Source organism: Nonomuraea angiospora, from assembly GCF_014873145.1.
GTDB lineage: Bacteria > Actinomycetota > Actinomycetes > Streptosporangiales > Streptosporangiaceae > Nonomuraea > Nonomuraea angiospora.
Genome location: NZ_JADBEK010000001.1, coordinates 4,642,476 through 4,656,021 on the forward strand (window position 1 = coordinate 4,642,476; position 13,546 = coordinate 4,656,021).

The following is a 13,546-nucleotide window of genomic DNA, read 5'->3' on the forward strand; positions in this document are numbered from 1 at the left end:
GTCGTCACCTCTTCCCTGGCACGGTGTCCAGTAATGAGGCCTGTGCCAGGTAGGCGCGTGTCGCGTCAGGGTCCCCGGCGATGGCGCGCAGCCCGGCCATGGCGGCCGCCAGCCTGGCGCTGTCGCGCTCCCGCACGCCCGCGAGCCGGGTCTCGCGGGGCGGGATCACCCGCTGCAGCAGCACCGAGCGCCGCCGCCAGGCCCACGCCTCCAGCGCCGCCGGCGGGGCGAAGCCGCCGATCACGGCCGCGATCACCTGGCCCACCTCGGCCGCGTCGTGGATGCCGGCGTTCATGTTGAGCCCGCCGACCGTGGAGGTCAGGTGCGCGGCGTCGCCGACGAACAGCACCCGGCCGCACCGGTACGACGTCAGCACGCCTCTGGACAGCCCGAACCGGTCGGCGCCCGTCACGTGGATCGGCCCGCTCGCCCCCGGCAGGGCCCGGCGGACCAGCAGGGACAGGTTCGGCGGCGACAGCGGCTCGTGCGTGTCGCAGGGGATCTTGAAGATGATCCGCCAGTGGTCCGGCAGCCCGAGCAGCGTGCACGACTGCTGCACGTCGCGCACGTACGTCAGCGGCGCCAGGCTCGGCAGCAGCCGGTCCAGCGGCGAGTCGGTGAACACCCGCAGCGCCTGCGTCGGGTAGGCGGACCTGGGGAACGGCAGGCCCAGCGAGCCCCTGACCGTGCTGTGCGCGCCGTCGGCGGCGATCATGTACCGGGCCCGCGTCCAGGTGTGGCCGACGCGGACCCGGATCCCTGTGCCGCCTTCGACCACGCCGTCCACATGGGTGCCGAACCGCACGTCCACGTCCGGGTAGACGCTGAGGGCGGCCAGCAGCAGCGGGGTGAGCGCGGCCTGGTCGGCGTGGATCCTGAACGGATGCCTGGTCAGGCCGTTGAGCCGGTTCATGCCCATCTCGGCCAGCACGATGCCGGACCGGTCGCGCCACTGCACCCGGTCGACGACGCGGCCCTTGGCCACGAGCTGGGACGCCACGCCCAGGTCGTCGAGGAGGTCGAGCGTGGCCGGGTGGAACGTGCAGGCCCTGGTCTGCTTGCTGAGCTCGCTCTCGCGCTCCAGCACGGTGACCGGGATCCCGGCCTTGGCCAGCGAGAGCGCCGCGGTCAGCCCCGCGGGTCCCGCTCCCACCACGATGACGCCGTTCATGCCGCGCCTCCCATGTAGCGCCGGTGCGGCACGCGGCCGAGCGTCACCTGCTGCCCGATGGTCTGGGACAGCGCCCACCAGGCCGTGCAGAGGTTGGAGGTCAGCAGGATGCGGTCGTTGCCGGCGCTGAGGGGGCCGAGCACGGGCAGCGTGGCCATGCCGGTGCCGGTGAACAGCAGCACCGCGTCCGCCGGCAGCTCGGCCAGTTCGACCTGGCTGATCAGCTCGGAGGGGGTGACCGCGTACGAGGAGTAGCCGTTCTTCGCGCGTACCTGGACGACCTGGGTGACGTTCAGGCCGGCCGTCTTCCAGAACCGCTCGGCCAGCTCGGTCAGCCACGGCTGGTACGGGGAGACCAGCACGATGTCGCTCACCTCGGCGTGTTCCATCGCCTCGCGCGTGGCCTGCGTGGCCGAGGCGAAGGGCACCCCGGTCGCGGCCGTCAGCTCGGCGCACTGGTCGCGGTCCTCATCGGGACCGAGGAGGTAGCGGGGCTCGCTGCAGGCCATGACCATCGCGCTCAGCGGCAGGGCGTCGAACGCGTAGACCATGGAGGGCAGGGCCTCGTTGTAGCTTTCCAGCCGTTCGGCCAGGGACTGGCCGGGCCGTACAGGGAAGCGCGTGACGTGCATGTCGGCGCGCGACCCGAGCAGGCGGGTGAGCTCGGGCTCCGCCGAGGGGTTGGCGGGCGCCACGATCACTCCCACCCTCCCGCGGCTCACTGAAGGCTCCGGGCGAGGACGGTGCGCATATGGGTTCTCCTCCTGTGCGGGAAGGGTGTGGTGTCAGATGACGGGGTGGCGTAACGCGTGGTCGATCTCGGTGATCGCCCGCGCGGGCACCGGACGGATGCGGCGCAGCCGGTGCACGGTGCGCGGCGGCTCTGCCGGCGGCGCGTCGCCCTGGTCCTCGCCCCAGGACGGCGGCGGCGCCTGGCGCGCTCCGCGTGCGTGGACCTCGTGTGGCTGTGACCGGCGCAGTTCATCCGTGAGCATGGTCGCTCCTGTTCATCGCGGGTTGACGACCTTGCGGTCGCATGTGGTGAAGCGGGCCAGAGCCCCGCTCCGTACTGGGTTGACGTGGCCGCGCGGCCCGGCGAGGAGCCGGCGGAACATCGCCGGCCCCTCTTCCGCCGCGCGTTGAGATCGAGGTTCGGTCTCATGGCCCGACGCCCCGGCGACCCGCACCTGCGCCGTGGCGGCGAGCAGAACGGCGGCCTGGAGTACAGCCACCAGGACGGAGGCGGGCCCGGAAGCGGGCCCCTCCGGCAACGGCCGGTCGATCAGCACTGTGGCGCCCATCGCGCCGATCACCCCACCCAGCATCGCGGAGGCGTGCTGACCGGGTTCGGCGATCACGGTGGTCCCCGCCAGAAGGCCGACCGCGAGCACGCCGAATCCGGCGCCCATCAGCACCGCGCCGAGCAGGCTCCACCCGTCGCAAGACGAGTGGGCGAGCCGCGGCGCGCAACCTCCGCCCAGAGCGAAGCCTCCGCCGTAGACGGCTCCGCCGGTCCCGACGCGGCGGACGGCCGGGGTGGCCGCCGGAGTCACCGCGATCATGACCGGCAGGAGCCCGGCCGTCTCCACAACAGGCGGCCCCATGGCGAGCGCGGCGAACGAGGCCGCGCCGGACGGGCAGAACGCGCCCGCCGCCATCGGGAGTCCGCTACGTCGCCGGTGCCGCAGGTCGAGCGCGCGGGCACGGTGCCGCCGCGAGGCCGCGTACGACCTCGCGCCCGGCTCCGTGCCCGCGGCCGGACGGCCCGGCGAACGCCGATAAAGCCGGCCCCAGGCGCTGCCCCTCGTGTCGGCCAGCACGCCAGCCGCTAACGCGCTGGTCGACAGCACCGCGCCGACTAAGTCGGGCACGTGCCGCGCGATGCCGGAGGGATGGGGAAGCGCCGGGGCCAGCGGCACAAGCGCCGCCGTCAGTCCCAGGCGGGGAAGCCGGCCGTGATCGGCCGGCGGCCACCCGCCGTCTGACAGCAGCGCCAGCATTCCCGCTCCTGCGCACGCGCACCTGAACGCGACGCCCCAGGGCCGGTGGCCGGTGGGCGGCGCGCCGGGCGGCAGCGCGTACGCGGCGGGGAACCTCATGGCGACGCCGAGGTGGTGAGCGGGCCGTCTCCTGACCCGGTGCCGTGGCCACGCCACGGGTGCCGGGGCCGGTGCGGCCCGGTGCGCGGGGATGGGCGCCGGCGTCATCGCGCCGTCCCCGCTCTGGTGGTGGCCACGTTGGGCACGCTGACGCAGACCATGCGCTCGGTCAGCCCCACCCCCGGAGAGGAATCCGGCGTGGCGGAGCACGATGCCGACGAACGCGCGCGCGGCCTGGCCGGCACCGCACCGCCGGCCACCGTGCGCGCGACCTTCGAGGCGAGCGCGAGATGCTCGCAGCAGCGGCAGCCGACCTTGGCCTCGAGCCCCGCCACCTGGGCGAGCCTGAGCCGCAGCGGCTCCAGCGACGACCGGCGTTCCAGGCCGTCGAGGTCCTCCAGCCGGGCGGGCCAGCGCAGCGCGTCGCGGCAGCGGGTCTCCACCTCGGCCGGGAGCTCCTCCGCGGGGAACCCCTCGTGGCGCAGCCGGGTGGCGATCATGACGGCCATGAAGGCCGTCTTGTCGAAGTCGGCCAGCCGTCCCGCCAGGGCCGCGCTCAGCATCCTGGCCCGGTGGCTCAGGCAGACCGCACTCCACCCGAGCAACAGCAGCCGATCAGGTCCCGTCTCCGTGTGCCAGCCGGCCAGCCGCAGCTCGCGGGCCATCCGGTGGTAGAAGGGCCAACGGTGACCCGCCGGTGACCGCGGGCTGTCCAGCCAGACCTGGAGGCCGCCGAGAGGCAGGCTCGCGACCTGAACGCCGGCTCCCACCGCCGGCCCGGCCACGCGCGCGCAGATCCGCTGCACCACTCGCTCCTGCCCGGTGGAGGGCAGATCTTCGAGGTGCGAGGAATCCATGGTCACGTCTGGCCACCTCCTCCCGACTGTTAAGCCACAGTTACCATGCCCTCTGATAGTCCGCTTATGGACAAGGCTATGTCAACTGACAGTTTGCGCATAAGTTGATACCAACGCGCGGGGCAGAGCTGCCCCCCATGGCAGGGGACAGTGCGGCTCGCGTCCCTTACGCTGGAAAAGTTCACGGGCGGTGGATGGAGGTGTGCCGTGGCGAACTTCGCCGAACGGCTCGATCTTGCGCTGACCAAGCGCGGCTTCACCGGCGCGCAGGTCGCCTCCGCCCTGACGGAGGCGGGCATCCCCATCACCCGCGCCTACGTCAGCCAGCTGCGCACCGGCAAGCAGACCAACCCGACGCTCCAGGTGCTCAGGGCGCTGGCCTCATGCCTCCAGGTGAGCGTCGGCTGGCTGGTCGGCGACGACTACCTCGAGTCCGGCGCGGTCGAGGACCTCCAGCTGCGCGCGGCCGCCATCGGCCTGGGCACCTCAGAGCTGTCCGAGAGCTCCCTGACCCTGCTGCGCGGCGTGGTCGAGCTGGCCCGCAGGGCCGAGGGGCTGCCCGACGAGCCGGAGCCCCCCGCCTCCCCCGACATCCCCGAGGCGGCCGCGCCGCTGAGCGGGCCGCAGCGCCGGGCGCTCGGCAAGCGGCTGCACGGCCTGCGCCTGGCCGCCGACCTGTCGGTCCAGCAGGTGGAGACGGCGATCGGCAAGGGGGCCGCCGCGATCCCGGCCATCGAGGAGGGCAGGATCGCGCCCGCGCCCATCACCGCCGAGCGCCTGCTCGCCCTCTACGGCGTCACCGCCCCGCCCATCCGCGAATACGTGCTGTCGCTGGCCAGGGGCGAGCGCGAGGCCGCCTGGTACGACGCGCAGTCGGTGCCGGTCTGGCTAGCCACCACGTACGCGCTGGAGCAGCGGGCCACGGTGATCCGCACCTACCACCCCCAGTTCGTCCCGCCGCTGCTGCAGACCGAGGAATACGCCAAGGCGGCCGTCACCGTGGCCGGGCCGGCGACGCTCGGGCAGCAGACGGTCGAGGAGGCGCTCGCCCTCGTGCTGGCCCGCCAGGAGGCCGTGGCCCGCGACAGCGGCATCGTCGTGTGGGCGGTCATCGACGAGAGCGTGCTGACCCGCTCGATCGTGGGGCCGCACGTCCAGCTCCGCCAGATCGACCAGCTCATCGAGCACGCCAAGCGGCCCAACGTCTCGCTCCACGTGGTGCCGACGGAGGATCCCGTCTACGTGCCGCGCACCGGCCCGTTCACGCTCTGGCGCTTCGCGGAGGCGTTCGAGGCGGACATCGCCTGCGCCCACGGCATCGAGTCCGACGAGCTGATCACCGACACCGCCGCGGTGGAGGCGTACCACCAGGCCTTCACCAAGCTGTCGGTGACGACGACGACCCGCGAAGAGACTTTCGAGGTGTTGAATCTCCATCGCGAGCGGCTTTCGCGTTCCCTCGGAAAGTGATCTCCTTCCCTAATGGATGATCGTTATTCGCGGTAGCAGGTTAGCCACATATACCGAAAACTAATGGCTTTTCCGGTTGTCTTCCGCCGCGCAGCGGGGATCATAAGTTCTGGGTCATCGAGTGGGGTCCGAAAGGATCAATCTTTTCCCGAGATAGTGGGCGAGGGGAAAGGGGCAACACTCAATGCGTCAGCGTGCCATCCGAAACCTGGCGAAGCTGGAGATGACCCACGCCAGGATCACCCGGGTTCTCGACGCGGCCACGGGTGGGAAGAACAACTTCGTGGCGGACAGAGACGCAGTGCGCCGCTACGACCAGGCCGGTCCCGTCGTGACGACGGCCGCACGGGCTGTGCTCGACTATTTGTGCCGTGTGGTGCGTCATCTGGCCGGCGAAGGTGTGGACCAGTTCGTCATTGTCGGGAGTGGAGTGCCCAGCGGCCTGCCGGCGGGCGGGCAGTTGCACGACGTGGCCCGTGACGCCCTGTGCGGCGCGGTCCCCCGCGTGGTCTACGTGGAGAACGACCCGATGGTGCTGGCCGGTGCCCGGGCGACCATCGAGCCCGTCACCGACCTCGTACGCGTTGTCGAAGGCGACGTGCGCGAGATCGACGACCTCCTCGATGACCGGGTCCTGCAGACGTTCCTCGACTGGGACCGGCCCATGGCCGTGCTGCTGCTGTCGACCCAGAGCCTGAACGACGACGAGTACTTCCACTACGTGATCAAGCGGATCCGGCAGGTGGTGCCCGAGGGGAGCTACCTGACGCTGCTGCAGACCACGTTCGACGCGATCCCGCCGGAGCTGCTGGGAGCGATTCACGACCTGCTGGCGATGACGCTGCCGGGTCACGCGATCCGCAGCAGAGAGGAGGTCGCGGCGTTGCTCGAAGGTCTGGTGCTGGTCGATCCGGGGTTGGTGTGGATCCCGGAATGGCGGCCGGACGGCCTCGGCACCGCCTGCGCCGAACAGCCGAGTTCTTCGGGGAGTTACGGGGCCGTGGCCCGCGTCCCCTGACACCGGAGGGTCCGGCCGGGCCACCGTCTCGTGGGCGCGGCCGGACTCAGTCCCACCAGAACGACCAGGCGTGCTCGCCGATGATCTGCTCGGCATAGCCCTGCAGGTCACCGGGGCCCTGGACGATGTTGTCCGGGCAGAACGTCCAGTGCTCGGCGGCCACGTGCAACGCGTGCTCGGGATCGACCGGCGGCGCGGCCACGCTCAGGTCCAGGGTGTTGAACCCGACGCTCACCACCCGCGCCCCGAACCGGTCCTCCCAGCTGCGCACCACGGCGGCCAGCGGGACCATCCACTCGTTGTGGTGCAGCGCGCCCTGCCAGCCCATCACGGCCAGCGCGTCGGCGCCCCTGGGGGCGGCGACCAGGCCGAGCGGCATCCCCTTGACGGCCAGCTCGCCCGCGAGCCAGTCGGCGACCGCCTCGGGGGCGGCCTTGAGCACTCCGGCCGGGGCGGGGCCGGGACAGATCGCCCCGAACGGGTCCAGCTCCTCCAGCGCGTCCTGCGGCATCTGGGTCACCCACTCCTGCCACACCTCGGCCATGAACCCCTCGGCGGTGAAGTGGTCGATCTGGCGGGGATCGTCCGGAACGATCTGCCCGATCCCCCAGGGCTGCGCCGACTCGTCCAGCAGCACCGGCCACAGGCCGCTGTACGGCTGCCACTCGCGCATGCGCCTCCAGTCCTCGCCGGACGCCGCCTCCTCGCTCATCCAGAACGCCGGCCTGATCGCATTACCCTGCCGGGTGTAGGCGGGATCGGGCCAGACCAGCTCGCCCGGCGGCAGCCCCGCGGGCAGCCTGTGCCCCCTGCCGCCGTCGGCGAACAGCCGCCCCAGCTCGCGTGCGCTCATGCCCTACCGTTCCGATACCGAATCCTGTCTCGGAGATGGTAGTCCGGCCGGTCGCCGTTGGACCTGTGACGACGCGGGAAATGCCGATGACTGTCACAATGAGGGGCTGTGATCCCCTTTGACGCGGTTCTGTCTGACCTTGATGGAGTGCTCCGGCTCTTCGACCATGCCGCCCAGGCCGACATCGAGGCCCGGTACGGCCTGCCGCTCATGAAGACGGCTCTCGACCCCGCGCTGATCCTGCCCGCCACCCTGGGTCAGGTCACCGAGGAGGAGTGGCTGGAGTCGGTCGTCGTCGCGCTCGGCGGCGGCGAGCGGGCCCGTCAGGCCGTGACCGAGTTCGCGCAGGTGCGCTTCTGGGTGGACGAGGAGGTCAGGGCGCTGCTGGCCAAGGCGCAGCAGCACGTGCCCGTGGTGATCGTGACCAACGCCACGGACTCGCTGGAGCAGCACCTCGACCTGCTGGGGCTCACGTACTTCGCGGACGACGTGGTCAGCAGCGCCAGGGTGGGCGTGGCCAAGCCCGACCGGCGGATCTACGAGATCGCCGCGGAGCGGGCCGGGGTCGCGCCGGAGCGCTGCCTGTTCGTGGACGACCGGCTGCAGAACGTGGAGGCGGCCAGGGCGCTCGGCATGACCGGCGTGCACTACCGCTCGTTCCAGGATCTGGCGGCCGTACTGGGCTGATGCTCGGTGGCCTGGTCGAAGAAGGCCCGTTCCAGCTCGACGGCCAGCCGGAAGACGTCCAGCGCCGCCGTCCGGCGCTCCTCGTCCAGGTCCGCGCCGAGGCGGTCGAGCTCGCCGCGCAGGAAGGCCACCCAGGCCCGGAACTCCGGGCCCTCGTGCAGCTCGATCCACTCGCGGTGCACGAAGCCGTCCGGCAGCGGCTGCCCGGCCCGCGAGGCCCAGCCCAGGTAGCACCATTCGGCCACGCAGAGCACGGTGACGATCAGCAGGTAGTCCTGTGACGTCCGCACCTCGTCCATGAGCTGCCTGAACGCGGCCGTCACCGGCTCGGGCGAGGCGTCGGTCCGCCCGCCCAGCGCGGCCAGCGCCCGGTGGAAGTACGTCTTCTCCTCGGTGGTCGCCACCTGACCGAGGAACTTCCCGTAGGGCACCCGCGCCTCGAACGTGTCCGCGCTCGCCACGGCCGCCCCGAGCAGGGCCGTGAACGAGTCCACGAACTGGAAGTCCTGCTCCAGGTAGCGCCGCATGCCGTCGGCGGGCGCCGTGCCCGTCGTGATCGCCATCGCGAACGGGTGCGTCACCACCACCGTCCACTCGGGCTCGCACTGCTGCCTGAGCCATTCACTGAAGGATCGCTCGCTCACGATCCGACCGTACCCAAAAGGGGACCTCAACCCCTTCCTCCCGGAGGACACCAGTTCTCCGGGAGGAGCCAGCCCTCCCCTATTCCCTCAAAGGGACCTCAGCCGGGGTGCGGCGAGGAGTAAGGGTGCGGCGGGAAGCACCAACAAGGGGTTGTTTCCGGCGCGGCTCGCGCCAACCGCGCCGGAAACGTCCGCGTGACCGCCGCCCCCGGCCTTGCTCGGCGAGCTGCGCTTCTCGCCAGGCCGGGGGCGACGGCGAGCGAGCGCCGCTCAGTACCCGCCGTACGGGTTCTGGGAGGACGACCGGCTACTGGGGGCGCTCGTCTGGTGGCCCGACGGGTGGTTCGTCGGGGAGCTCGACGGCGTCGGCGTCGCGGTGGACGTCGGCTTGGTGCCCTGCGGGGCGATGATGCCGATCAGGCCGTGCTTGGTGCCGTCGATGCCCGCGGAGAACCACATGGAGTTCTCGCCGCCGTTGGTGGCGGTGCCGGGCTCCAGGTCCCACAGGCCGGGCAGCACGATCGGCTTGCCGTCCGCCGTGCTCAGCGCGCCCAGGTGGCGGCTGTTCTTGTACGCGTGCACGGTGCCGTCGCCGAAGTTGCCGATGAGCAGCGCGCCCCTGTACTGTCCCCAGCCCTTCGGCGCGGCGGTGATCCCCCAGGGGGCGTTGAGCCCGACCCTGGAGATGCGGCCGGTCAGGCGCCCGCCGGCGTTGAAGCGGCTCACGAAGCCCTTGCCCTCGCCGAATTCGGGCTTGCCGGTGGACGGGTCACGCAGCGCCCAGGACACCCAGATGCTGCCGTTGGCGATCGCCACGTTGTAGGCCTTGTACGTCCTGGGGACGCCCGGGTCGCGGAACTGCCAGCTCTTCAGGCTGATGCGGCGGAAGTCCTCGTCGAAGGCGTGGATGCGCCCGCTCGCGAAGTCGGCGGCCAGCAGGAAGTCTCCGTCGTCGGTCTCGACGAGCTCCAGCCCCTTGTAGTCGGCGCCGCGGGTGAAGGCCCCGATGATCGCGTTCTTCGGGTCCACGTCCTTGTTCCAGCCCGTGATGGCTCCGCTCGGGCTGGAGAAGATGAACGTGGCGGGCTTGCCCTTGACGGTGAAGCCCTCGCCCGGGTTGAACACCTGGCCGGTGGGTGCTCCGCCGGGGATCCACACCTCGGTCTGCTCCTTCTTGCCCGTGCCGGAGTAGACGGTGGCGGTGCCGGTGCCGGTGTTCGAGACCCACAGAGTCTTGCCCATGGCCAGGCCCCACGGGTTGACGACCTTGGCGTCGGTGACCGGGGCTTTGCCCTGAACGTCCGACACAAGGTTGATCACGTCGAATCGGTTCCTGGTTGTGGTGGCGTGCGCGGGAGTAGGGAGAGTCGCTCCCAGCACAACCGCAACAGCGCAGAGTGTGATGATGCGTGGCCGCATCCGTTGCCTCCTAGTTAGCGCTTGTGACGCGAGATACGTGGAGGGGTGTGGGGCGGTTCAGCCGGTTCCGGAAATATCAGGACGGGAGTTTTTTCGTGTCCTGAAGGGGAGAGGGATTGACATGAACGTGTTGGGCATTGACATCGGCGGTTCGGGAATCAAGGGAGCCCCTGTCGACATCGAGGCCGGCGAACTGGTGCAGGAGCGCTTGCGCATTCCCACGCCCCAGCCGTCCAAGCCCGATGAGGTGGCGGAGGCGGTGGCGGAGATCGTCAAGCATTTCGGCTGGAACGGTCCGGTCGGGGTGACGTTCCCCGGCGTGGTCAAGGACGGGGTCGTGCTGACGGCCGCCAACGTGGACCACTCGTGGATCGGCGTGGACGCGGCCAAGCTGTTCGGCGGGGCGACCGTGCTGAACGACGCCGACGCGGCCGGCGTGGCGGAGGTGACCTACGGGCGCGGGCGCGGGGAGCGCGGGACCGTGCTCGTGCTGACGTTCGGCACGGGGATCGGCAGCGCGCTGTTCACCGAGGGGACGCTCGTGCCCAACACCGAGCTCGGGCACCTGGAGTTGCGGGGCAAGGACGCCGAGCACCGGGCGTCGGCGCGGGCGCGCGAGGAGCACGAGCTGAGCTGGGAGAAGTGGGCCGAGCGGGTGGAGGAGTACCTCCGGCACGTGGAGATGCTGCTGTCGCCCACGCTGATCGTCATCGGCGGAGGTGCGAGCAGGAAGGCCGACAAGTTCCTGCCGCACGTCCACCTCGACACGCCCGTGGTGCCCGCCGCCCTCCAGAACGAGGCCGGCATCATCGGCGCGGCCCTGGCCGCCTCCCGCCGCTCATGAGCCGCTCCCGGGCCGGACTCAGTTCGTACGGGGCCGGCTCGGGGCAACCCACTTGAAGTCCTTAGCGTCGTCCGGCAGGGCCTTGCCTCCCTCGGGGTACTGGAACGTGGGGAACGCCGACTTGTCGATCTTCACGGTGGCGAAGTCGACCTCGCGCAGCCTCGCCCGCGGCCAGCCGTCCTGCTCGTAGGGCTCGGCCAGGTCGCCCAGCGCCTGCCCCTGCGCGATCAGGTAGGCGATGACGGTCGCCTGGCCCATGCAGTACGTGAGGAGCGCGCCGATCATCACGGTCAGCACCTTGTCGGCGGCGTTGAGCAGCCATCTCAGGTACAGGCGGCCCTGGACGGCCCCCACGGGCGACAGCACCATCATCGACAGCCCGTACACGCTGGAGGCGGCGACCATCGTGGAGAAGGTCGCCATCGCCCCCTTGAAGATCCGGAAGGCGTTGGCCACGCCCTCGAGGATGTCGCCGATCTGGTCGAGGGAGTCGCGCGTGACCTCGGTGCCGGCGTGCATCTTGCCGGTCACCCGGGAGAACTCCCGCTGGTCGTCGGCGATCCAGCCGCGCCGGGACTCGGCGGGGATGCCGTCGAGCACCTCCACGGGGTGGTCGAGGTCCCTGGCCATCTGCTTCCAGACCTTGGCGACCTCCGAGACGCGGTCGACGTCCATCTGGAGGGACTCCAGGAGGGCGAGCGACACCAGCGGAACGCCCGCGTACAGCTGGAGCCCCTTGAGCGTCCGGATGATCGGCCACGGCGAGGGCGCCATCACCGGTACTCCACGATGCTGGCCTCCTCGGCCCTGCGCCAGTTTCCCGCGCAGGTGGACAGGCTGTCGGAGATGCCGCGGGAGGCGATGGCGCCGCCCCGCAGGGCCTCCGTGCAGCCTCGCTGCGCCGTCTCGTAGGCCGGGCCGAGGACCCTCGCCAAGATCGTCCCCAGCGTGCCGTCGCCGAGGTCGGTGTCGTAGACACGGTCTCCGGTCTTCATGAAGGCGGCCCAGACGTCGTTGTAGCGCTCGCCCATGCCGGTGATGACACGAGACGTGATGACCCTTGTCTCCTGCGGGGTGGACATGTTGCTCCTTCAGGTGTTTTGCGTCGAAGGTCATCTTCGTAGCCCGGGAGGCGTTGATCATCTGGGTTCACCGGATGTTCGGCAGGGCGAAACCCATCGCTGTCAGCGGGTTCAGGAAATCTTGATCGACTCCGTGCGTCGCGCCCACGAACAGGAAGGTCATGGCATGTTCGACTTCGACCCGGCCGCCGTCACGCCCGAGGAGCTGGACCGGATCGGGCGGCGCGCGGACGAGGCCATGTCGAAGCTCGCCACCGCCATGGACGGGCTCGGCGAGGTCACCGGGGAGGGCGCGGCGGCCGGGGGCCGGATCCAGGCCACCGTGGAGGCCGACGGCCTCGTCCGGGACCTCCGCCTGGACGCGCGGGTGCTGCGCACGATGGGCAGCGAAGAGCTGGCCGAGGCGATCGTGGCGGCGCTGCGCGCGGCCCAGCTGTCGGCCCGGGGCCAGCTGGAGGAGCGCCTGGCCGCGGCCCAGGGCAGCGAGCGCCTGCCGTTCGACCTCGGGGACGTCGGCCGCCGCTTCGAGGCCGTCCAGTCCGCCTTCCTCGCGGCCCTGCCCCCGCGCTGACCGGCCGCGCGCCCCCGATCACCGGCCGGACTACCCTGCCTTCCGCGATAGCTCTTATGGTGGGTGTTCTCCATCCGATGAGGAGAGGGTGCATGCGAAACGTCGCTCGGACCTCGCTCGTGGACGCCGCCATCGACGAGCTCCGCCGAGAGATCGCGCGTGGTGTGTGGCCGGTCGGCACCAAGATCCCGTCCGAGAGCCAGCTCGCGCAGAGCCTCGGCATGAGCAGGCTGTCCGTACGCGAGGCGGTGCGGGTCCTGGCCCACGCCGGGCTGCTGCACACCCGCCAGGGCGACGGCACGTACGTGACCGCCACCGACGAGTCCAAGGTCGCCCTGCGCCGACGGCTCGACACGGCGGCCGCCATGGACATCATCGACGTGCGCCGCGGCCTCGACCTCGTGGCCGCCCGGCTCGCGGCCGGCAGGCGCACGGAGGAGGATCTGACCGCGATGCGCCGGACGCTGGCCCGCCGCGACACGGCCGCCCGCGCCGGCGACCTCGACGGCTTCGCGGACGCGGACGTGGACTTCCACCTGCAGGTCGCGGACGCCGCGCACAACGCCCTGCTCGGCGACCTCTACCGGAGCATGAGCGACGCCCTGCGCGACAGCGTCAGGGACCAGGAGCAGGCGGCCCTGACGCCGGACAGCTCCCACGACGACCTGCTGAGCGCGATCGAGGACGGCGACGCGGCCCGCGCGGTCGCCGTCTCCGTCGCCATCCTCGACCAGCAGGAACGCGACCTCTGAACGCCCCCGCCCGGCACCGCGACGCGCCCCGGCCCCCGCGGTGACGGGACGCGCCACGGCCCTTCAGTGAGGGGACGCG

The 13,546-nt window shown here is 71.3% G+C and carries 16 protein-coding genes; 6 read left to right on the forward strand and 10 right to left on the reverse strand.

Translation table 11 applies throughout. The features are described from left to right. Positions 1 to 4: 4 nt before the first annotated feature. The 5 genes from H4W80_RS20935 to H4W80_RS20955 all read right to left on the reverse strand — a co-directional run bounded on the left by H4W80_RS20935 (position 5) and on the right by H4W80_RS20955 (position 4,133). Positions 5 to 1,171: an FAD-dependent oxidoreductase gene (locus H4W80_RS20935; protein WP_192786636.1), complete on the reverse strand. Its 1,167-nt coding sequence runs from the start codon at positions 1,169 to 1,171 to the stop codon at positions 5 to 7. Continuing rightward, positions 1,168 to 1,872, reverse strand: a complete 705-nt coding sequence (locus H4W80_RS20940) for a maleate cis-trans isomerase family protein (protein WP_192786637.1) — start codon at positions 1,870 to 1,872, stop codon at positions 1,168 to 1,170. The genes H4W80_RS20935 and H4W80_RS20940 overlap by 4 nt, the downstream gene beginning before the upstream one ends. 84 nt (positions 1,873 to 1,956) lie before the next feature. Then, positions 1,957 to 2,166 carry a hypothetical protein gene (locus tag H4W80_RS20945; RefSeq protein ID WP_192786638.1) on the reverse strand — a complete coding sequence of 70 codons (210 nt, stop codon included), beginning with the start codon at positions 2,164 to 2,166 and terminating at the stop codon, positions 1,957 to 1,959. A 12-nt stretch (positions 2,167 to 2,178) separates the two neighbouring features. Next, positions 2,179 to 3,378 (reverse strand): hypothetical protein, encoded by a 1,200-nt coding sequence (locus H4W80_RS20950; protein ID WP_192786639.1) that lies wholly within the window; start codon positions 3,376 to 3,378, stop codon positions 2,179 to 2,181. Next, a complete protein-coding gene (locus H4W80_RS20955) occupies positions 3,375 to 4,133 on the reverse strand; it encodes a hypothetical protein (RefSeq protein WP_192786640.1) in 759 nt (252 codons plus the stop codon). Before H4W80_RS20955 ends, H4W80_RS20950 begins: the two co-directional genes overlap by 4 nt. A 201-nt stretch (positions 4,134 to 4,334) precedes the next feature. Here H4W80_RS20955 and H4W80_RS20960 point away from each other — a divergent pair, with 201 nt between their 5' ends. Both H4W80_RS20960 and H4W80_RS20965 read left to right on the forward strand, forming a co-directional pair. Further along, the gene (locus H4W80_RS20960) at positions 4,335 to 5,597 is read left to right on the forward strand and encodes a helix-turn-helix domain-containing protein (RefSeq protein ID WP_192786641.1); all 1,263 of its coding nucleotides are present in this window, start codon (positions 4,335 to 4,337) and stop codon (positions 5,595 to 5,597) included. Positions 5,598 to 5,781: 184 nt separating this feature from the next. Next, positions 5,782 to 6,615, forward strand: coding sequence for an SAM-dependent methyltransferase (locus H4W80_RS20965; RefSeq protein WP_225963575.1), 834 nt, complete (start codon positions 5,782 to 5,784; stop codon positions 6,613 to 6,615). A gap of 46 nt (positions 6,616 to 6,661) precedes the next feature. On the opposite strand, the gene H4W80_RS20970 is transcribed toward H4W80_RS20965, so the two are convergent. Continuing rightward, positions 6,662 to 7,468 carry a DUF4253 domain-containing protein gene (locus H4W80_RS20970; protein WP_192786642.1) on the reverse strand — a complete coding sequence of 269 codons (807 nt, stop codon included), beginning with the start codon at positions 7,466 to 7,468 and terminating at the stop codon, positions 6,662 to 6,664. Between the two features lie 108 nt (positions 7,469 to 7,576). Between H4W80_RS20970 and H4W80_RS20975 the strand changes: the two genes are divergently transcribed. Beyond that, complete coding sequence (locus H4W80_RS20975) at positions 7,577 to 8,155, forward strand: HAD-IA family hydrolase (RefSeq protein ID WP_192786643.1); 579 nt, start codon at positions 7,577 to 7,579, stop codon at positions 8,153 to 8,155. Here the strand turns inward: H4W80_RS20975 and H4W80_RS20980 are convergent. Then, positions 8,116 to 8,799 (reverse strand): TenA family protein, encoded by a 684-nt coding sequence (locus tag H4W80_RS20980; RefSeq protein ID WP_192786644.1) that lies wholly within the window; start codon positions 8,797 to 8,799, stop codon positions 8,116 to 8,118. The two genes, H4W80_RS20975 and H4W80_RS20980, sit on opposite strands and share 40 nt — an antisense overlap. Before the next feature lie 270 nt (positions 8,800 to 9,069). Next, entirely contained in the window at positions 9,070 to 10,119 is a 1,050-nt protein-coding gene (locus H4W80_RS20985) for a TIGR03118 family protein (RefSeq protein WP_192786645.1), read from the reverse strand. A 220-nt stretch (positions 10,120 to 10,339) separates the two neighbouring features. On the opposite strand from H4W80_RS20985, the gene ppgK reads away from it, so the two are divergent. Further along, entirely contained in the window at positions 10,340 to 11,062 is a 723-nt protein-coding gene (gene ppgK, locus H4W80_RS20990) for a polyphosphate--glucose phosphotransferase (RefSeq protein WP_192786646.1), read from the forward strand. Positions 11,063 to 11,080: 18 nt separating this feature from the next. Here ppgK and H4W80_RS20995 read toward each other — a convergent pair whose 3' ends face one another. Next, a complete protein-coding gene (locus H4W80_RS20995) occupies positions 11,081 to 11,836 on the reverse strand; it encodes a WXG100 family type VII secretion target (protein ID WP_192786647.1) in 756 nt (251 codons plus the stop codon). Continuing rightward, positions 11,836 to 12,144, reverse strand: a complete 309-nt coding sequence (locus tag H4W80_RS21000; protein ID WP_192786648.1) for a hypothetical protein — start codon at positions 12,142 to 12,144, stop codon at positions 11,836 to 11,838. The genes H4W80_RS20995 and H4W80_RS21000 overlap by 1 nt, the downstream gene beginning before the upstream one ends. 166 nt (positions 12,145 to 12,310) lie before the next feature. On the opposite strand from H4W80_RS21000, the gene H4W80_RS21005 reads away from it, so the two are divergent. Together H4W80_RS21005 and H4W80_RS21010 are read left to right on the forward strand one after the other, a co-directional pair. Continuing rightward, complete coding sequence (locus H4W80_RS21005; RefSeq protein WP_192786649.1) at positions 12,311 to 12,715, forward strand: YbaB/EbfC family nucleoid-associated protein; 405 nt, start codon at positions 12,311 to 12,313, stop codon at positions 12,713 to 12,715. A 92-nt stretch (positions 12,716 to 12,807) separates the two neighbouring features. Continuing rightward, entirely contained in the window at positions 12,808 to 13,467 is a 660-nt protein-coding gene (locus tag H4W80_RS21010; protein ID WP_192786650.1) for a FadR/GntR family transcriptional regulator, read from the forward strand. The last annotated feature ends 79 nt before the right edge of the window (positions 13,468 to 13,546 follow it).

Excerpts from the sequence above, each read along its gene's own strand:
- H4W80_RS20935 (WP_192786636.1), bottom strand. The coding sequence starts at position 1,171 with ATGAACGGCGTCATCGTGGTGGGAGCGGGACCCGCGGGGCTGACCGCG.
- H4W80_RS20945 (WP_192786638.1), bottom strand. The coding sequence starts at position 2,166 with ATGCTCACGGATGAACTGCGCCGGTCACAGCCACACGAGGTCCACGCA.
- H4W80_RS20950 (WP_192786639.1), bottom strand. The coding sequence starts at position 3,378 with ATGACGCCGGCGCCCATCCCCGCGCACCGGGCCGCACCGGCCCCGGCA.
- H4W80_RS20965 (WP_225963575.1), top strand. The coding sequence starts at position 5,782 with ATGCGTCAGCGTGCCATCCGAAACCTGGCGAAGCTGGAGATGACCCAC.
- H4W80_RS20970 (WP_192786642.1), bottom strand. The coding sequence starts at position 7,468 with ATGAGCGCACGCGAGCTGGGGCGGCTGTTCGCCGACGGCGGCAGGGGG.
- ppgK (WP_192786646.1), top strand. The coding sequence starts at position 10,340 with ATGAACGTGTTGGGCATTGACATCGGCGGTTCGGGAATCAAGGGAGCC.
- H4W80_RS20995 (WP_192786647.1), bottom strand. The coding sequence starts at position 11,836 with ATGGCGCCCTCGCCGTGGCCGATCATCCGGACGCTCAAGGGGCTCCAG.
- H4W80_RS21000 (WP_192786648.1), bottom strand. The coding sequence starts at position 12,144 with ATGTCCACCCCGCAGGAGACAAGGGTCATCACGTCTCGTGTCATCACC.
- H4W80_RS21005 (WP_192786649.1), top strand. The coding sequence starts at position 12,311 with ATGTTCGACTTCGACCCGGCCGCCGTCACGCCCGAGGAGCTGGACCGG.
- H4W80_RS21010 (WP_192786650.1), top strand. The coding sequence starts at position 12,808 with ATGCGAAACGTCGCTCGGACCTCGCTCGTGGACGCCGCCATCGACGAG.